This is a genomic window from Collinsella tanakaei (assembly GCF_021531055.1).
GTDB lineage: Bacteria > Actinomycetota > Coriobacteriia > Coriobacteriales > Coriobacteriaceae > Collinsella > Collinsella tanakaei_B.
In genome coordinates this window covers 62,131-81,010 of sequence record NZ_JADYTL010000009.1, presented here as the reverse complement: position 1 = coordinate 81,010, position 18,880 = coordinate 62,131, and the positions used below count along the sequence as shown (strand labels likewise).

The window sequence follows — 18,880 nt, the reverse complement described above, 5'->3', positions numbered from 1 at the left end:
GGCGCGGCGTCAACCCATAAGCGTCGCGCCCTTCCTTCCATCTACCGAGGAGGTGATATACCGGTGAGCGATTCCACCTTGCTTCGCATGAGGGGTATCTGCAAGAACTTCCCTGGCGTGCGCGCCCTGCAAAACGTTGACTTCAACCTCAACAAGGGCGAGATCCACGCGCTGATGGGTGAGAACGGCGCAGGCAAGTCCACCCTGATCAAGGTACTGACCGGTGTATACGAGAAAGACGGGGGCGATATCTTCCTGGAGGGCAACGACAAACCCGTCATCATCCGTTCTCCGCAGGACGCCCAGGACGTGGGCATCGCTACGGTGTACCAGGAGATCACCCTCTGCCCCAATCTGACCGTCGCCGAGAACATCTACATCGGCCGCGGTCACACCAAGATCGAGAACTGGCGCAAGATGAACGCCGATGCCGACAAGATCCTCCAGAATCTGGGCATCCCGGTGCGCGCCAAGCAGCAGCTCGGCAGCTGCTCGATCGCTATGCAGCAGATGGTCGCCATCGCGCGCGCGGTCGACATGGACTGCAAGGTCCTGATCCTCGACGAGCCGACCTCGTCGCTCGATGAGCAGGAGGTCGAGAAGCTGTTCCAGATGATGCGCCAGCTCAAGGAGCGCGGCGTCGGAATCATCTTCGTCACCCACTTCCTGGACCAGGTCTACGAGGTCTGCGACAAGATCACGGTCATGCGCGACGGCAAGCTCGTCGGCGAGTACGAGATCGAGGACCTGCCGCGCGTGAAGCTGGTTGCCGCCATGCTCGGCAAGCAGATGAACGACATGGACGACATCAAGGGCGACTACCCCGAGTACGCGGGCGAGGGCGCCGGCTCCGCTGTGTTCTCGGTCGAGGGCCTGTCCAGCAACACCGGCATCGCGCCGTTTGACTTCGAGACCCGCAAGGGCGAGGTCAACGGCTTCACCGGCCTGCTCGGTTCGGGCCGCTCCGAGAGCGTCCGCGCCATCTTCGGTGCCGACCACGTGACGGGCGGCACCGTGAAGAAGAACGGCGAGACCATCAAGATCTCCAAGCCGCTCGACGCCATGAAGAACGGCATCGCCTACCTGCCTGAGGACCGCAAGGGCGACGGCATCATCGGCGCGCTGTCCGTGCGCGAGAACATCATCCTGGCCAACCAGGTGCTGCGCGGCTTCTTCAAGCCCTACAGCAAGGCCGAGACCTACAAGATCGCCGACGAGTACATCAAGCTGCTCGACATCAAGACGGCTTCGGCCGACACGCCGATCGAGTCGCTGTCCGGCGGCAACCAGCAGAAGGTCATCCTGGCGCGCTGGCTGTTCACCCATCCGGACTACCTGATCCTCGACGAGCCGACCCGCGGTATCGACATCGGCACCAAGGTCGACATCCAGAAGCTCGTGCTGCAGCTGGCGAGCGAGGGCATGAGCTGCACGTTCATCTCCTCGGAGCTCGACGAGATGCTGCGCACCTGCTCGCGCCTCGCCGTCATGCGCGACCGCAAGAAGGTCGGCGAGCTCACGGGTGACGACCTGAACCAGGACACCATCATGAGCACCATCGCAGGAGGTGAGGAATAGTGGCTGAGACGAAAAGCAAGGGAGGCGCCCTCGCGCATATCCTGCACAGCCAGATCGTTATCCCGATCGCTGCGCTTTTGCTGCTGGTTGTGTTCAACCTGATCGCCGACCCGTCCTTCTTCGAGATTTCGATGGGCACGGACAACGCGGGCAACCCGGTTCTTTCCGGCTACATCATTTCCATCCTTAACAACGGCTCCGAGCTGGCGATTCTCGCCATCGGCATGACGCTGGTCACTGCGGCCACGGGCGGACAGGACATCTCCGTCGGCGCGACGATCGCCGTGGCGGGCTCCGCCATGCTCGCCGTGCTGTGCGGTGGCAACATGCGTCCCGACACCCTGGCGGCGCCCATCATCGTCGCCTTTTTGGTCGGATGCGCTGCCGGCATGCTGTGCGGCGCGTTCAACGGCATCATGGTCGCCGGCTTCAAGGTGCAGCCGATGGTTGCGACCCTGATCCTGTACACCGCCGGCCGCTCCATCGCCGCGTGGATCAACAACAACCAGCTGCCGATCATCTCCGACGAGACCTTCTCGTACTTCGGCGGCTTCATCCCGGGTATCCCCATCCCGACGCCCTGCTTCATCGCGATCATCTGCATCGTCGTGACGTTTTTGGTGCTCAAGTTCACGAACCTCGGTCTGTACGTCCAGTCGGTCGGCATCAACGAGAAGGCCGCCCGTCTGAACGGCCTGAACCCGGTGTTCATCAAGTTCATCACGTTCGTGATCCTGGGCCTGTGCGTCGCGGTCGCCGCGCTGATCAAGGTGAGCCGCATCTCCACCATCAACTACAACAACATCGCTGCCGACATCGAGATGGACGCCATCCTGGCGGTCGCTCTCGGCGGCAACGCGCTGTCCGGTGGTAAGTTCAACATGGGCGCTTCGATCATGGGCGCCTACATCATCCAGTTCCTGACCACGACGCTGTACAAGTTCAACGTGGCCTCCGCGGCTCTGCCTGCGTACAAGGCCATCGTCGTCATCCTGCTCGTCGTGCTCAGCGCCCCCGTGGTGCGTCAGAAGCTGTCGGCGCTGTGGAACAAGATGCGCAGCCCCAAGCAGACTGAAGTGGAGGCGGCATAAATGGCTCTTCTCGCAAAGCTCGCCAAAGGCGGCTCCAAAGAGGGTAAGCGCAGCCTCACCGACACCAACCTGTTGCTGATCATCACGGTTGTCGTCTTTATCCTCATGTACCTGTTTGCCATGGTCGTCCTAGGCAAGGGCTTCCTCAAGTGGCAGACGTTCTTCAACATCCTGAACGCCAACGCCCCGCTGCTCATCACCGCATGCGGCCTTACGATCGTCATGATCTGCGGCAGCATCGACATCTCCGTCGGCGGCGTCGTCGGTCTCGTTACCATGTGCTGTGCCGTGAACCTTGACTACCAAGGCGGAAGCCCGCTGACCGCGCTGCTCATCGCGCTTGGCATCGGTCTCGCCTTCGGTCTGATCCAAGGATTCCTCGTGGCGTATTTGGACATCCAGCCGTTCATCGTGACGCTCGCTGGCATGTTCTTCGCGCGTGGCATGACCACCATCGTGCACACCGAGCCCTTCAACGTCGAGAACGAGGCGTTCGGCGCCCTCATGCGCACGCGCATCTACATCCCGTTCTTGGGTTCTCCCAACAACTCCGGCGTGTTCATGCCCGCCTACATGGAGATCGGCGTGGCCGTCGCTCTCATCATCGTCGTGCTGCTGTTCGTCGGCCTGCGCTGGACGAGCCTGGGCCGTAGCTTCTACGCGCTGGGCGGCAACCGCCAGAGCGCCCTCATGCTCGGCATCAACACCAAGCGCTCGCTGTTCTTGGCGCACCTCATCAGCGGCCTGCTCGCTGGTATCGCCGGCTTCGTGTACATCATGCACTCCGGCTCCGGCGCCGTCACCAACGCGAGCGGCATGGAGATGAACGCGATCGCGGCCTCCATCATCGGCGGTACCATGCTCACCGGTGGCGTGGGTAACATCGCGGGCACGTTCTTCGGCGTGCTCTCGCTGTCCACGATCCAGAACATCGTCTCCTCCGCCGGCTTCGACGAGGCCTGGTGGTCCAAGATCACCGTCGCCGCGATGATCTGCCTGTTCCTGGTTATCCAGAGCGTCGTTCTGGCGCGTAAGAAGCAAGTCGAGTGACGCCGGCTGCCGAAACCCGATACCCCTTCGCCGCAAGGGCCGAGCTCAAATAACTCGGCCCTTGTGGCGTGCCGTGGGGTATCTTTGGTAGTGGGGCTCCAACGCGGGGCTCCGTATCGCCAACGATCGCGAGAAGGGATCTAGCTCATGATGCTCAAAGAATTGCGCGAGAAGGTCTACGAGGCCAACATGGACCTTCCCAAGCACGGATTGGTCGTATTCACCTGGGGCAATGCCTCTGAGCTCGACCGCGAGAGCGGCCTGTTCGTGATCAAGCCCTCCGGCGTGGATTACGAGGACCTGTCGCCTGAGTCCATGGTCGTGTGCGACCTGGACGGCAAGGTGGTCGAGGGCGACCTCAATCCGTCCTCCGATACCGCGACGCATGCGTACATCTATCGCGAGTGGGGCGACAAGGTCGGCGGCGTGGTGCACACGCACTCCGCTTGGGCGGTGTCCTGGGCGCAGGCCGGCCGCGACGTGCCCGCCTACGGCACGACGCACGCCGACTACTTCTACGGCCCGATTCCGTGCATGCGCGGCCTGACCGAGGCCGAGATCGAGGAGGCCTACGAGCTCAACACCGGCAAGGTCATCGTCGAGGGCTTCACCGAGCGTGATATCGATCCGGTCGCCGTGCCGGCGGTGCTCGTGCGCAACCATGGCCCCTTCAGCTGGGGCAAGGATGCCGCGCAGGCCGTTTACCATGCCGTGGTGCTCGACGAGGTCTGCAAGATGGCGGCCCGCACCGAGATGCTGCAGGCCGGCGTCGGTCCTGCTCCGCAGTATCTGCAGGACAAGCACTATATGCGCAAGCATGGTCCCAACGCCTACTACGGCCAGGGCGGTGCGCACTAGCGCGTGCGCTCGCATCATCTGCATGCTGGAACCCCGCCTCTGCGCGGGGTTCATTTTTGACGCGCGGCCGACAAGATGGGGCCGGGTTCAATCTTGTCGCGACAAGATTGAACCCGGCCCCATCCTGTCGCACTGACCCCTTTTTCGCGAAGTGAGTGCTTAGATTCGGAACCGCTTTGTATACCGCAGCGATAGAAATTTCTATACCTGCGGTTTTGCACATTAGACGAGCGGACCTACTTGGGAGATCCGATTTGAAGCACACACTTCGTGCGCGTTACTGCCAGGTGCGGATGCAAGATTGAGCCCGGCCCCATCCTGTCGCATAGCATGCGGAGTCCGGACGCGTCCGGACTCCTGGTGAACGTTTTTTGGGACCTGCCCCCAAACGGTCACGGGATGTTGAGTTCGCGGCAGAGGATGCGCGCGATGGCGCGGCGCTAAGCCTTCCAGACACGCAACAGGGCACGGTAGCTCTCGGCATAGCGGCTGCCACGTTGCCAGATGAGGGCGAAATCGTGCTCGATGGATACGTCGTCAGGTGTGATGTCGAAGAGCTCGCCGCGGGCAAGCTCCTCTTCGACGGCGACGCGGTACAGAAATGAGATGCCCGCGCCGGCCCGCACGCAGGCCTTGATGGCGGGGATGCTCGCCACCTCGATGACGCCGGCGAAGTCGTCGACCGAAAGGTTGCGCACGGCAAGGTAGCGCTCCAGGATCTCGCGCGTGCCTGAGCCCGGCTCGCGCAGGATGAGGCGCTGGTCAAGCAGGTCCTCGAGCCGCGTCGGCGCGAGCGCCTCGCCCGCGACGGCGATGTAGGGCTCACGGGAGAAGACAGCGCTATCGAACGCCTTCCGGTCAAACGATCCCTCGACCAGTGCGAAATCGATGTCGCCTTGGTCGATGAGGGCGACGAGCTCGGTCGTATTGCCCGTGCGCATGAGGATGCGCTCCTCGGGATGGCGAGCGAGATGTCCGGCGAGCAGGCGCGGGGCGACGTAGTCGGCTACGGTGCGCGTGCAGCCGAAGCGCAGCGGCGGGCGCGCGGTATCGGCGGCGGCGAGCGCGTCGAGTTCGGTTCGCAGGCGCGCATCGTCGTTTTCCATCACGTCGAGCGCGCGATAGAGCAGCTCGCCGGCTTCTGTGGGCTCGATGCCGCGGCCGGCTTTGGCGAACAGGACGCAGCCGTAGTGCTGCTCGAGCTGCCGGATGTGCTGCGAGACCGCCGGCTGCGTGATATGGAGCGCGGTCGCGGCGTGTGTGTAGCTGCGCAGGCGATACACCTCAAGAAATGTGCGGGCCCGGTAATCCAGCATCGCGCCTCCCCTCGCGTGTCGCGTCCTCCTGTAGTCATCACGAACTCTTATAAGAAGATAAGTAAAAGGACAGTATTCATTATAGGCACAGGTCATAGCATGGTATCGACGAAATCGATACGAATGAAAGGTGTGCGCATGGAGCTCCTGAAGGATTTCAAGGGTATGTGGCGCGGCGTGTTGTTCGCGCTGGTCATCGCGGTACCGGCATGGCTGCTCGGCAAACAGTTCGAGGTGATCGGCGGCCCGGTGTTCGCCATTCTCATCGGCATGGTGCTCGCGCTCGTGGTGCCCGAGGCTGCCGGCGCACCGCTGCAGAAGGGCGTCAAGTTCACATCGAAGAAGATCCTGCAGTACGCGGTGATCCTGCTCGGCTTCGGCCTGAACCTGGCGCAGATCGCGCAGGTCGGCGCCACGTCGCTGCCCATCATCGTGTCAACTATCGCCACGTCGCTCATCGTGGCCTTCGTCCTGTGCCGTGCGCTCAAGATCCCGAGCAAGATCTCGACGCTCATCGGTGTGGGCTCGTCCATCTGCGGCGGTTCGGCCATCGCGGCGACAGCGCCGGTGATCGACGCCGACGACGAGGAGATCGCTCAGGCTATCAGCGTGATCTTCCTGTTCAACGTCATCGCGGCGCTCGTGTTCCCCACGCTCGGCGGCATGCTCGGCCTGACCAACGAGGGTTTCGGCCTCTTTGCCGGCACGGCGGTAAACGACACGTCGTCGGTGACGGCTGCAGCGGCCGCATGGGACGGCATGCATCCGGGCGCGAATACGCTGGATGCAGCCACCATCGTCAAGCTCACGCGCACGCTCGCCATCATCCCCATCACGCTTGCGCTGGCGTTTTGGCAGGTGCGCCAGGCAAAGCGTGCCGCAGCGGCGGGCGAGGGGGGCGGTCAGGCAGCCGGCACCTTCGACCTCAAGAAGATCTTCCCGTTCTTCATCGTCTTCTTCGTGCTCGCGAGTGTGATCACCACCGTGTTCGCGCTGCCGACGGACGTCACCGCTCCCATCAAGGAGCTCTCCAAGTTCTTCATCATCATGGCGATGGCGGCGATTGGCTTCAACACCAACATCGTCAAGCTCGTGCGCACCGGCGGAAAGCCGATCCTTATGGGCCTCGCCTGCTGGATCGCGATCGCCTGCGTCAGTCTCGGCATGCAGCACGCGCTCGGCATCTGGTAGTCGGCGCTTGCGCGCGGAACCGACAAGATGGGCCGGGTTCCGACAGGATGGGGCCGGGTTCAATCTTGTCGCCATGGCAAGATTGAACCCGGCCCCATCTTGTCGCAATCGGGACATGCGGCGGGGGCGCTACTCCCGCTTGCCGAAGGCTTCCCACAACACTGCGACGATGCCGCAGATCATGCCGCCCACCGGCCACGCGACCCAAAACCACATGGCCGTGGTGCCCGCGGGCTCGAAGGCGTCGGGTTCGGGCGCGGTAAGTGCCGGGCCAAACAGGAGCCCCAGGCCGATTATCGTCGCCACCATCATGATGGTCGCGCAGACGGCACCCAGCTTCTCGTCCTTTCGCTTGTGCGCGAGCATCGCCTCGCGACGTGCGTCGTCGACCTGCGCGCTCATGATGTCCTCGACCTCGAGCTCCTCAGCCGTGCTCTTGTTGTACTCGGCGACGTCCGTGCGGCCGAGCAGCATGCCGTAGTGCACGATGTTCCACGCACCGAGAGCTATGAAGAACAGCAGGAAGAACAGGCCGATATGCTCGACGGCCTGCTCGAGCATGAGACAGCATCCGATGCCGACGAATATGAGCGCGATGCCGGCGATGAGTCCGCCGGAAAATGCCTTGCGCGCCTGCGCCTTGTCGTCGTCGGTGTAGAAATCCTCGACGTAAGGGTGCGCCTTCTGGAACGCGGCGTGCTCCATGCCCGCGGGGATGAGAAACGCCAGCCCTGCCAGGACACCCAGCAAGATGATAAGGACAAAGGCGCCGTCGTGCCAGGAGGTCGACGCGAACTCGGGCATGCCGTCGAAGAACAGCGCGATTGCGATTGCGAGCAGGATCGCCGAGATGCCCGTGGGCACCTTCCAGGCCATCATGCGCTGGTGCTCGTCGTAGCCGCAGATATCCGTCGGCGGCCCCGCGGGAACGGTTGCGGCGGGGATGTCGGGTTCGCGCTCGGTAAGATCGCCCTGCACGAGATCATCGAGGGTGCAGTCGAAGATCGCGCACATCTTGAGGAGCTTGTCCATCTCCGGGTAGCTTTTCTGCGCTTCCCATTTTGTTGCTGACTGGCGGGAGACGCCGAGCAGCATGGCGAGCTGCTCTTGGGTCATGTTACGCGTGGCGCGCAGATGCTGAAGGTTGTCGCGGAAGCTCATGGTGTGCCTTTCCGTCGGGAGCGGGTCGTTCGCCGGCACCTTCAGTATGCGGGCGCATCGGCTCCCATTCTACCAACCACAGGGCTGCAATCGGGACGATTTCGTCGCAACCGGAAGGCGCCTGTCGGGTGCAAGGCGCAGGTAGACGGTCTTGTACGGGGAATTGCCCGTCTGGTACACCTCACCGGTGCACGTGTTCCGAAAGAGGCGGGGAAATGGGGTATGCGCGGGGCGCGGCGGTGGTTTCCGCTGCCGCCGCGACAAGATTGAACCTGGCACCATCCTGTCGCCGAGGTGGGGTGGTCCCGCCCGTCGCATCTCGGACGCATGTGTACCAAACGTGCAGAACGGCCGCTGCTCCTATGTAATGTGCCGCCCACCAATTTCATCGTATAGAACCGCGCGCTTGCGGGTTTACTGAATACGAGTAAGGCCACCGCGCCGCGAGGCGCCCGACAGCTAGGAGACCATTATGGGACTGAAAGCTGACGAGACGATATCCTTGAGCTTCGAGGAGCTCCTCAACTACCTGCGTTCCAAGACCCGCGTGTTTATGGATGTCGATGACGACCAGTACTACATCACGCACACCGACGGCTATTGGCGCGTTCAGGACTGCTCGAAGCTGAACGACAAGGGGCGTTTCACCGACTGCTCCGAGCTGGTCACCACGCTCTCCGAGATGGCGGAGATCCCGTGGCGCGATGGCAAGAGCCTGCACGATCTGTGCGACTCCGCCACGTTCTACGAGTCGATCCAAGAGGGCTGGGAAAAGTAAGGGTTTCCCAAACCGACCAGGGTCTTCCCCCGGCGCCCGTCGATGCTTCCGTTCGCATCGGCGGGCGTTTTTCGTGTGCCGGCAGGGCGCCGGCAGGGCAGGCGTCGGCGCGCAAGACGGTTTGCGCACACTGTGCGAGACGTGCGTCACCGCTGCCAGCGAGATCGCACCGTACCTCGTTGACGATAATCCGGTATCGGACTACAATGCCTCGAGGAAATCCGAAATCGGACGGAATGACGGCATGCGAGGGGTTGTAGCATGGAAGACGAAACGATAACGAGGCCGGGTGATGCGGTGCCCACGGATCCGCGGGAACTCGACTACCTGTACAAGGAAGCGGACCGGATCTACTACGGGTTCGCGCGTCGATGCGGCCTTTCGACCTGCGCGTATTGGATGATGTACGACATCGAGCGCGCTGGCGGTGCGATGGCGCTGCGCAGCCTGACCGATTCGTGGGCGTTCAGCAAGCAGACCATCAACTCGGCAATCAAGTCGCTCGAGGCCAAGGGCCTCATCGAGCTGACGTTCGAGGAGGGGAGCCGCAAGAACAAGGTGGCGTCCTTCACCGGCGAGGGCCAGGCGTTCGCCGCGCGCTACATCGCGCCGGCCCAGCAGGCGGAGCGCCGGGCGTTTTGTGCGCTGCCGGCGCAGGACCGGATCGCCCTGCTCGCTCTCGCGCGCGAGTACACCCAGGCGCTTGCCGAGGAGTTCGAGCGCACCGAGTTCACGACGGACGCGTGAGCGCGGCGGGCGCGCCGCGTACGAAGGCGCGCGACGGACGGGAACGATACGAACGGAAAGGAACCGCCGCATGAAGCTGCTCATGCGATTCTTGAAGCCCTATAAGAAGCTCGTGGCGATCACACTCGTGGTGCTGCTGCTCGACAACACCGGCACGCTGCTCGTGCCGACGATGCTCGCCAACATGGTCAACACGGGTATCGCCAGCGGAGATCTGGACCACATCGTGAGCGGCGGCCTGCTCATGCTCGGCGCCTCGATGCTCGCGAGCGGCGGCGCGCTTACCGGCGCGTATCTGGCGGCACGCCTGTCCTCCAACGTCGGACGCGACATCCGCAACGCCATCTACGACAGCTCGCTGGCGTTTTCGAGCAGCGACTTCGAGCGGTTCGGCACCGGCTCGATGATCACGCGCACCTTAAACGACATCAACGTGATCCAGCAGTCCATCATCGCGACGATCCAGATGGTGCTGCCGCTGCCGTTTCTGTGCGTGGTCGGCATCACCATGGCGTGCATGATCGACTGGCAGATGGGCCTGTTGCTCGCGGTGGTCACGGCGGTCGTGCTCGTGATCGCGGCGGTGACCATCGCCAACGCCGCGCCGATCTTCATGCGCCTGCAAAAGCTCATCGACCGCATGAACATCGTGCTGCGCGAGAGCATCATCGGCGTGCGCGTCATCCGCGCCTTCACCAAGGAGCGCCACGAGGAGCGCCGTCTGGACGAGGTGTTCTCGGACTACGCGTCGTCGGCCATCAAGGTGAACATGATGTTCGCCGGTGTTGACGCGGCGAGCTTCTTCCTCATGAATATCACCGAGGTCGCCGTGCTATGGCTGGGCGGCGACCGCGTCGGCGTGCACGCTATGGAGATCGCGAGCATCTCGGCGGTGCTCGAGTACGCGATGCTCATCCTGTTCTACATCATGGCCGCGCAGATGGTCGCGCTCACGCTGCCGCGTGCCATCGCCTGCCTGAACCGTGCCGGCGAGGTCATCGACCTGATGCCCGAGATCCAGGACGGCGCGACTGCCACGGATACGGCGGCGGATGATGGCGACGCTACGGAGTCCGACATCGTGGCGGCGTTCGACCACGCGACGTTCCGTTTTTCCGACGCGGACGAGGACACCCTGCACGACCTCGACTTCGCGTGCCGTCGCGGGCAGACGACCGCGATCATCGGCTCGACGGGGTCGGGCAAGTCGACCGTAGCCAAGCTGCTGCTGCGCTTCCACGACGTGACGGAGGGCTCGGTGAGCTTTTGCGGGCGCGATATCCGCGACATGGCCCAAAGCGAGCTGCACGAGCGCATCGCCTACGTGCCGCAGAAGGCATGGCTGTTCAGCGGCACCGTGGCGAGCAACCTGCGCTTTGGCAACGAGGAGGCCTCCGACGCCCAGATGCGTCATGCGATCGAGGTCGCGCAGGCCGAGTTCGTCTACGAGCAACCCGGACGCCTCGAGGCGCGCGTGGCCCAAGGTGGCACGAACTTCTCGGGCGGCCAGCGCCAGCGCCTGTCCATCGCGCGCGCCCTCATGAAGCGCGCCGATCTGTACATCTTCGACGATAGCTTCTCGGCGCTCGACTTCAAGACCGACGCGGCCTTGCGCCGCGCGCTCAAGCCCGAGACGCGCCACGCGGCGGTGCTCATCATCGCGCAGCGCATCTCGACGATTCTGCACGCCGACCAGATCATCGTGCTCAAGGACGGCACGGTTGCCGGCAAGGGCACGCACGAGGAGCTCATGGAGAGCTGCGAGGTGTACCGCGCCATCGCGGAATCGCAGATGAAGGGAGGTGAGCGCCATGGCGCGTAAGGACGAGCTCAAGCAAGACGAGCGCGAGCAGGGTAGCGCCCCGCTCGACGAGCAGCTCGCCACCACCGTCGCGGCATCCGACGAGGACGCCCCCGAGGTTCCGCGCGACACCTGGGGCACCGTGCGCCGCCTGTGGGCGGAGTCGCGCGGTCAGCATTGGCGCTTTGCCGTCGTCATCGTCTCCATCGTGTTCTACACTGGCTTCAGCGTCGCGGCGCCCGCGTACAGCGCGCACGTCATCGACCTGCTGTGGACCGAGATCCAGGCGGCCTTCGCGCAGGGTCGCGACTTCGCGGTCTCCTGGGAGCATGGCGGCCGCGATATCGCCATCTATCTGGGTATCTGGACGATCGCATTCGCGTTTTACTCCGCGCAGACCTTCACCATGGCGAGCTTTGCCGAGCGGTTGAACCTCATGCTGCGCAACCGCATCGCGCGCAAGCTCAACCGCCTGCCGCTCGCGTTTTTCGACTCGCACAAGCCCGGCGAGGTGGTGAGCCGCGCGACCAACGACCTCGACAAGATGTCGGAAGTGCTGCAGACCGGCCTGCTCCGCCTGCTCATGTCCATCGGCAGCGTGTGCGGCGCCATCGTGATGATGTTCGTGTACAGCCCGCTTCTGGCCTGTATCTTCCTCGTGTTCTCGGCGCTCGCGATCCTGCTCACCAAGATCGCCGCCAAGCGCACGCTCGCGCTTGCCGCCGAGCGTCAGTCGTGGGTCGGCCACCTCACCGGTGCGGTCGAGGAGGCCTACAGCGGCCGCGTGATCATCCGCGCGTTCAACCGCGAGGGCGCGAGTTCGGCCGATATCCACCGGCTGTCCCAGGAGCTGGCCGACGCGAGCCGGCGCGCGGACTTTCTGACCAATGCCGCGGCACCCGCGATCCGTTTCGTGGGTCGCCTGTGCCAGGTGGTCATCGCGGTCATCGGCTGCAGCATGCTCATCGCCGGCCGCCTGACCGTCGGCACGTTCCAGGCGTTCTTCCAGTACATCATGCAGGCGTCCGAGCCGCTCACGCAGATGTCCATGACCATCAACACGCTGCAGAGCGCGCTGGCGAGCGTGGAGCGCGTGTTCGACGTGCTCGACGAGCCCGAGATCGAGCCCGATCCGGCGCCGGAGCTTGCGGCGCACGTGGAGCAGCCGGTCTGCGGCCGCGTGGCGTTCGAGCATGTCCGCTTTGGCTACGATCCCGAGCGCCCGCTCATGCGCGACGTGTCGTTCACGGCCGAGCCGGGCAAGAAGATCGCCATCGTCGGCGCGACGGGTGCGGGCAAGACGACTCTCATCAACCTGCTCATGCGCTTCTACGAGATCGACGGCGGCCGCATCGCGCTCGACGGGGTGGACACGCACGCCATGAGCCGCGGCGAGCTGCGGCAGAACTTCGGTATGGTGCTGCAGGATGCCTGGCTGTTCGAGGGGACGATCGCCGAGAACATCGCGTACGGCAAACCCGACGCCACGCGCGAGGAGATCGTGCGCGCCGCCAAGATGGCGCACGTTGACTTCTTCGTGCGCACGATGCCCGACGGCTACGATACGCGGGTCGAAAACGACGCCGAGAACATCAGCCAGGGCCAGCGGCAGCTGCTCACGATCGCGCGCGTGATCCTGACCGATCCCAAGATCCTCATCCTGGACGAGGCGACCTCGAGCGTGGACACGCGCACCGAGCACGCCATCGTGCATGCGATGGAGAATCTCATGGCAGGGCGCACGAGCTTCGTGATCGCGCATCGCCTGTCGACCATCGTGGATGCCGACCTCATTCTGGTCATGAGCGCGGGTACGATCATCGAGCAGGGCACGCACGAGGAGCTGCTTGCCGAGGGAGGCGCCTACGCGACGCTGTATAACTCCCAGTTCATGTAGAGGATGCAGCCCGAGCGCCCGACAAGATGGTGCCAGGTACAAACTTGTCGGCCCCAATCCGTCAAAAAAAGCGCGCGGTCCCGCTTTGGGGCCGCGCGCTTGCGTTACAGATTGCCCTGGGCGACAAGTTTGTACCTGGCACCATCTTGTCGGTTCGCGTTACTCTTCGCCCTTGAGCTCGAACTTGCCCTCGTTGGGCGGGCGCAGGGTGGTGAGCCCCGAGTAGTCGACCTCCGCCGAGCTCGGCTTCATCTCGCCGGGCGCGTACCAGTCGAGCGCGCAGTCGATCCACGCGTTCCAGAACGGCCACTCGTGGGAGCCGATCTCGGGCTCCCAGTAGGTCACGTCGAAGCCGGCGTCCTCGAGCAGACGCACGACCTCGCGGTTGTTCTCGCACAGGTTGTCGTGCTCGCCGCATGCGCCGTAGAACTTGGGTTTGGGCAGGTCGGGATCTTGCTTGAAGCGGTCGATGAGCGCGACGTAATCCTTCTCGCTGCCGATGACCGTGTCCAGGTCGCCGAACCAGCGCTCGTAGGAGCGGCGCTTGCGCGGGCTGTGCGACTCGACCGCCTCCAGCACGCGGTCGCGCATGAACGCGCCGGACAGCGCGACGATGCTACCGAAACGGTCGGGACGCAGAAGGCCGTTGATGAGCGCGGTGTAGGCGCCGATCGAGATACCCGCCAGACAGGTGTCCTCGCGTTTGCGCGACAGCGGGAACAGGTGGCGCGTCACGTCCACGAGTTCCTCGCTGATGAACTTGCCGTGCCATTCGTTGATCTCGGGCTTATCGAGGTACAGCCCGTCTTCGCCCGACGGCATGATGACCGCGACGTCGCGCGCCTCGGCAGTCTCGACCACGTGGGTCTTGTCGATCCAGTCGTAGTCGCGCCCGAACAGGCCGTGCAGCAGGTACATGGTGCGGTACGGGCCCTGGCGGCGCTTGGCGCGCTTGGCGCCGTCCATCTTGTCGACGGGGACGACAGCGGTCAGTATGACGTTGCGCTGGAGATAATTGGAGTAAAAGTCGACCTTGAGCAATGCCATAGCGAATCTCTCCCTCGAGAAGCCGCGTTCGTGTTTCGGTCGTAGGGGGTTATACCCCTCCATGATACGTGCTGCGCGCTCGTCGTGTGCGCTTGTCGGCGTGATTAACGCGTCGGAAGCCAATCGAGCGCCTGCGGGAGCGCCTCATTCCAAAAGTCCCAGTCGTGACCGCCGGCGAACTCGCGCTGCTCGACCTCGATACCGGTGCCGCGCAGGCGTGCCGCGAGCACGCGGTTGGGCTGCGCGAGCGGGTCGGAGCTTCCCCACGCCATGAATACGCGCGGCCGCGGGCGGTCGCAATACACCACATCGGCAGCCAGGCGTGCGGGGTCCTTATCGGAATCGATCACATGGTCGAGATCGCCGAAGATGGACTCGAGGAAGGGGCGCGACAGGAAGAACGGCTCGTCGCGGATAAGCGCATCGAAGTTGTCGATGATCATGGCGCTGGACAGGGCGATGATCGCGCCGAAGTTCTCGGCGTACTTGAAGCCGTTGCGCAGCGCGCCATACGCGCCCATGGAGATGCCGCCGATGAACATGTCCTCGCGTCGCTCGGACAGCGGGAACATCCTGCGCACGACATGGGGGAGCTCCAGGCCCACGAAGCGGCCGAAGTAGTTATGCGTCTCGGGGTTGTCGACGTAAAAAGCGTTGTAGCCCGACGGCATCACGACGGCGATGTTGCGCTCGGCGGCCCATTTGGCGATGCGGGTTTCCGAGATGATGTCCGTGTGGTTGCCGTTGATGCCGTGCAGCAGGATGAGGGTCCTCATGGGCGCCTTCTGCCGTGGGTAGGGTGCGGCGTCCCAGTTGTGGGGGTCGCGGCGTAGGTTGGCGTCGACCGCCCAGGCGTCGTCGGGGTTGTCGAGGGGCAGGATGACGTCGAGCGTCGTCGTGCGCATGAGCGAGGAGGAATAGTAGTCGACACTGATGCTGGCCATGGGGGCTCCTTCGGGTTGCGAACTCGTACCCTGCCAGTATACCGATGCGCGGCGAAGGGCGGGCGTCGCGCTGGGAGGGCGATTCGTGGTCGCGTCGTTGCGGTTCCTGCCGGGCTTCCCCTGCGTTCGATAGCCGGTAGCTGTGGGTTTCCGGTGTGAAGGGGACTGGGTTGCGGACATGCGGGTATCATGGTCCGGCATCGAAAATGACACAGAAAGGCGCTCATGGAAGACGCATTCTTTTCGTTTATCAGCCAGTTCGGCTACCTCGCCGTGTTCGGCCTCATCTTTTTCGAGAACGTGTTCCCGCCCATTCCCAGCGAGCTCATCCTGCCGCTCTCGGGCTTTCTCGTCATCCAGACCAATATGGAGCTGCCGCTGGTGATCGTGTCCGCGACCGTGGGCTCGGTTGTCGGCGCCTTCGTGCTCTACGGCATCGGCCGCCTTCTGTCGCAGGACCGCCTCGAGAGCTTCTTCGACACGCGGCCCATGCGCCTGCTCGGATTTAGGTCCGACGATGTCTCCAAGGCTATCGGTTGGTTCGACCGCCGCGGCCAGATTACGGTGCTGCTGTGCCGCTGCATCCCGGTCGTGCGCAGCCTCATCTCGATTCCCGCCGGCACCGCCAAGATGAATGTCGTGCGTTTCAGCCTGTACACGCTTGTCGGTTCGGCGGTGTGGAACACCGTCCTGTGCAGCCTGGGGTATGCCGCCGGCGGCGCGTGGGAGAGCGTGACGGCGCAGGTCGAGGGCTTTTCGGACATCGTCAAGATCGTGCTGATCGTGACTGCGGTCATCGTCGTGGTGTTTTGGGTCGTCAAGCGCATCCTGCCGGCGATCCGCGAGGGCAAAGGCCAGGAGTAGCGCTTCTCGCCGATCGTACGGCGCCGCGCACGGCTGTGTAGAACACTTGGCCGGTGATTTTGGCGATTGCCCGCTGGTTCGATGGGCTTCGATAATCATTCGTTCTCGCTGCGAGTTACAAAATCGGGCACTTACTAGTTTTGAGTTCGTGCAGCTTGTCCGTTTTGGCGTGTAGAACACCTGTCAATGGTACGGTTGGACGTCCAGTGGGGTTCGAAGATCGTCATCTGTGGTAAACCTGGCCGAAATGTCCGTATTCAGGGGTGACTATCAGTCCGTTCTGGCCGTAAAGCGTCTATTTGCAAAAAGCGAAAACTAGAAAGTGGGCTTTTTTGGCACACGCTCACCGGACGAACGTTTTCCATCCTGCGAAAGAAGAGCCGAACGGAGGCCAAAAGAGCCAAAAGTCCGTTATGTCCTTTTAAATGTGTCTGCTATGGCAGCCTATCGCTCCGACGGGGTGCCCGTCAGCTCGCGCACGAGCGCGCTCAGCTCGTCGACCTGCCGCTCGAGCTCGCGGATGCGCCGCGCGTTGTCCACGATGCCCTCGCGGTTCATGCGCGACGCCTCTTCAACGGGGTCGGGCATGCTCTCGCGGTGCAGCTTGGCGTCAAAGCTCTCCGCCATGACGCGGCAGCCGTTGCGGCGCACCACGCGCCCGGGCACGCCGACCACCGTGGAGTCGGACGGCACGTCCTTGACCACGACGGAGTTGCCCCCGATGCGCACGTTGTCGCCGATCGTGATGTTGCCGAGCACCTTGGCGCCGCTGCCTACGGTGACGTTGTTGCCGAGCGTGGGGTGGCGCTTGCCAACCTCGTTACCGGTGCCGCCGAGGGTGACGCCCTGGTAGAGCGTGCAGTCGTCGCCGACGATGGTCGTCTCGCCGATCACCACACCCATGGCGTGGTCGATGAACAGACGGCGGCCCAGCTGCGCGGCGGGATGGATCTCCACGCCGGTGAAGAAGCGCGTGATCTGCGAGATGATGCGCGCGAGGCTGCGCGCGCCGTGGTTCCACAGCCAATGCTCGGGCGTGTGCATCCACTTGGCGTGCAGGCCGGGGTAGGACAGGAAGATGACCAGGCCGTTTTGCGCGGCGGGGTCGTTGCCCTTGACGGCGGCGATATCCTCTTTGATGGTCGTGGCGAAACCCATCGGACGCTCCCTCTGTCGGCGAATGCATTAAGTATAGCGAATCACTAGGGTTTAACGCACGTGCATGTCCTTCGTTGCCGGCATGTAACGCCGGGCTCGCGCGGCGGGAGAGATGGGGCGCGCTGGTCAGGGTGCTGCCGCCCGCCTGCCCCGCCCCGGGTCGCTGCGCTTTGCGCAGGGTACCGCGCTTCGTGTATCCAAATGTAAAAATCTGGACGGCACTCCACCCGAGGGGAGTAGAATCATGCAATACGCCGCGCGCCCGCAGCCGTGGACGCCGGCAGCACGGACCGACGAAGGAGATCATCATGGCGGTGGAAAAGAAGGATATCGATTGGGGCAACCTCGGCTTCGCCTATCGTCCCACGGACTATAGCTATGTGTGCAACTACAAGGATGGCGCATGGGAGGAAGGCGGCCTCACCACCGATCACACCCTCACGCTCTCCGAATGCGCGGGCATCTTCCACTATTGCCAGGAGGTCTTCGAGGGCCTCAAGGCCTATACCACCGAGGACGGCCGAATCGTGTGCTTCCGTCCCGACCTCAACGCCGCGCGTATGGCCGACTCCGCGCGCCGCATCGTGATGCCGCCGTTCCCCGAGGATAAGTTCCTCGAGGCGGTCAAGATGGTCGTCAAGGCCAACGAGGCTTGGGTGCCGCCGTTCGGCTCGGGTGCCACGCTCTACATCCGTCCGTTCATGGTCGCGACCGGCGAGGTCATCGGCGTCGCCCCGGCCGACGAGTACCAGTTCCGCATCCTCGTGACCCCGGTCGGTCCGTACTACTCCGGCGGCGTCAAGCCCGTGGCCGTCAAGGTCCCCGAGTACGACCGCGCCGCGCCCCATGGCACCGGCGCCATCAAGGCGGGCCTCAACTACGCCATGAGCCTGTACCCGAGCGTCCAGGCGCATGCCGAGGGTTTTGCGGATAACATGTTCCTCGACCCGCAGACCCACACCTTCGTGGAGGAGTCCGGCGGCGCTAACTTCCTGTTCGTGGACCGCGAGGGCACGCTCGTGGTGCCGCAGTCCGCGACCGACTCCATCCTCCCGTCGATCACCCGTCGCAGCCTCGTGCAGGTGGCAACCGATATGCTCGACATGACCGTGGTGGAGCGTCCGGTCAAGTTCGAGGAGGTCGCGAGCGGCGCGTTCGTCGAGTGCGGCATGTGCGGCACCGCGGCGGTCATCAGCCCGGTCGGCAAGGTCGTCAACGGCGACGAGGAGATCGTGTTCGAAAGCGGCATGGAGCAGGTCGGTCCCGTCATGGCCAAGCTGCGCGAGACCCTGACCGCCATCCAGGCCGGCGAGATCGCCGGTCCCGAGGGCTGGGTCGTCGAGGTCTGCTAACGGCGGGTTTCCAATACATTCGAGTGGCCCCGGCGGCCCGTCGGCGC

16 protein-coding genes are annotated in these 18,880 nt (G+C 63.8%); 11 read left to right on the top strand and 5 right to left on the bottom strand.

Annotated features, from left to right (window positions below; genetic code table 11):
- Positions 1 to 63 precede the first annotated feature (63 nt).
- The 4 genes from I6E04_RS08970 (at position 64) to I6E04_RS08955 (ending at position 4,577) form a co-directional block, all read left to right on the top strand.
- Positions 64 to 1,578, top strand: coding sequence for a sugar ABC transporter ATP-binding protein (locus I6E04_RS08970; RefSeq protein ID WP_235422852.1), 1,515 nt, complete (start codon positions 64 to 66; stop codon positions 1,576 to 1,578).
- Positions 1,578 to 2,669: an ABC transporter permease gene (locus I6E04_RS08965; RefSeq protein WP_235422851.1), complete on the top strand. Its 1,092-nt coding sequence runs from the start codon at positions 1,578 to 1,580 to the stop codon at positions 2,667 to 2,669. The genes I6E04_RS08970 and I6E04_RS08965 overlap by 1 nt, the downstream gene beginning before the upstream one ends.
- Positions 2,670 to 3,719 carry an ABC transporter permease gene (locus I6E04_RS08960; protein WP_235422850.1) on the top strand — a complete coding sequence of 350 codons (1,050 nt, stop codon included), beginning with the start codon at positions 2,670 to 2,672 and terminating at the stop codon, positions 3,717 to 3,719.
- Between the two features lie 147 nt (positions 3,720 to 3,866).
- The gene (locus I6E04_RS08955) at positions 3,867 to 4,577 is read left to right on the top strand and encodes an L-ribulose-5-phosphate 4-epimerase (protein ID WP_268830404.1); all 711 of its coding nucleotides are present in this window, start codon (positions 3,867 to 3,869) and stop codon (positions 4,575 to 4,577) included.
- Positions 4,578 to 5,017: 440 nt separating this feature from the next.
- Here I6E04_RS08955 and I6E04_RS08950 read toward each other — a convergent pair whose 3' ends face one another.
- Complete coding sequence (locus I6E04_RS08950; protein ID WP_235422849.1) at positions 5,018 to 5,893, bottom strand: LysR family transcriptional regulator; 876 nt, start codon at positions 5,891 to 5,893, stop codon at positions 5,018 to 5,020.
- Between the two features lie 138 nt (positions 5,894 to 6,031).
- On the opposite strand from I6E04_RS08950, the gene I6E04_RS08945 reads away from it, so the two are divergent.
- A complete protein-coding gene (locus tag I6E04_RS08945) occupies positions 6,032 to 7,084 on the top strand; it encodes a YeiH family protein (protein ID WP_235422848.1) in 1,053 nt (350 codons plus the stop codon).
- Between the two features lie 129 nt (positions 7,085 to 7,213).
- Here I6E04_RS08945 and I6E04_RS08940 read toward each other — a convergent pair whose 3' ends face one another.
- Positions 7,214 to 8,245, bottom strand: a complete 1,032-nt coding sequence (locus I6E04_RS08940) for a helix-turn-helix transcriptional regulator (RefSeq protein WP_235422847.1) — start codon at positions 8,243 to 8,245, stop codon at positions 7,214 to 7,216.
- Between the two features lie 472 nt (positions 8,246 to 8,717).
- Here I6E04_RS08940 and I6E04_RS08935 point away from each other — a divergent pair, with 472 nt between their 5' ends.
- The 4 genes from I6E04_RS08935 (at position 8,718) to I6E04_RS08920 (ending at position 13,468) form a co-directional block, all read left to right on the top strand.
- Entirely contained in the window at positions 8,718 to 9,023 is a 306-nt protein-coding gene (locus I6E04_RS08935; protein ID WP_235422846.1) for a CDP-alcohol phosphatidyltransferase, read from the top strand.
- 261 nt (positions 9,024 to 9,284) lie between these two features.
- Entirely contained in the window at positions 9,285 to 9,770 is a 486-nt protein-coding gene (locus tag I6E04_RS08930) for a MarR family winged helix-turn-helix transcriptional regulator (RefSeq protein ID WP_235422845.1), read from the top strand.
- Positions 9,771 to 9,840: 70 nt separating this feature from the next.
- Positions 9,841 to 11,592 (top strand): ABC transporter ATP-binding protein, encoded by a 1,752-nt coding sequence (locus I6E04_RS08925; RefSeq protein ID WP_235422844.1) that lies wholly within the window; start codon positions 9,841 to 9,843, stop codon positions 11,590 to 11,592.
- Positions 11,582 to 13,468 carry an ABC transporter ATP-binding protein gene (locus tag I6E04_RS08920; protein ID WP_235422843.1) on the top strand — a complete coding sequence of 629 codons (1,887 nt, stop codon included), beginning with the start codon at positions 11,582 to 11,584 and terminating at the stop codon, positions 13,466 to 13,468. Before I6E04_RS08925 ends, I6E04_RS08920 begins: the two co-directional genes overlap by 11 nt.
- Before the next feature lie 159 nt (positions 13,469 to 13,627).
- Here I6E04_RS08920 and I6E04_RS08915 read toward each other — a convergent pair whose 3' ends face one another.
- Positions 13,628 to 14,515: an alpha/beta hydrolase gene (locus tag I6E04_RS08915; protein WP_235422842.1), complete on the bottom strand. Its 888-nt coding sequence runs from the start codon at positions 14,513 to 14,515 to the stop codon at positions 13,628 to 13,630.
- A gap of 104 nt (positions 14,516 to 14,619) precedes the next feature.
- The gene (locus tag I6E04_RS08910) at positions 14,620 to 15,459 is read right to left on the bottom strand and encodes an alpha/beta hydrolase (protein ID WP_235422841.1); all 840 of its coding nucleotides are present in this window, start codon (positions 15,457 to 15,459) and stop codon (positions 14,620 to 14,622) included.
- 225 nt (positions 15,460 to 15,684) lie between these two features.
- Here I6E04_RS08910 and I6E04_RS08905 point away from each other — a divergent pair, with 225 nt between their 5' ends.
- Complete coding sequence (locus I6E04_RS08905) at positions 15,685 to 16,323, top strand: DedA family protein (protein WP_235422840.1); 639 nt, start codon at positions 15,685 to 15,687, stop codon at positions 16,321 to 16,323.
- Between the two features lie 444 nt (positions 16,324 to 16,767).
- Here I6E04_RS08905 and cysE read toward each other — a convergent pair whose 3' ends face one another.
- Positions 16,768 to 17,481 (bottom strand): serine O-acetyltransferase, encoded by a 714-nt coding sequence (gene cysE, locus I6E04_RS08900; RefSeq protein WP_235422839.1) that lies wholly within the window; start codon positions 17,479 to 17,481, stop codon positions 16,768 to 16,770.
- 308 nt (positions 17,482 to 17,789) lie between these two features.
- On the opposite strand from cysE, the gene I6E04_RS08895 reads away from it, so the two are divergent.
- Positions 17,790 to 18,833 (top strand): branched-chain amino acid aminotransferase, encoded by a 1,044-nt coding sequence (locus tag I6E04_RS08895; protein ID WP_235422838.1) that lies wholly within the window; start codon positions 17,790 to 17,792, stop codon positions 18,831 to 18,833.
- The last annotated feature ends 47 nt before the right edge of the window (positions 18,834 to 18,880 follow it).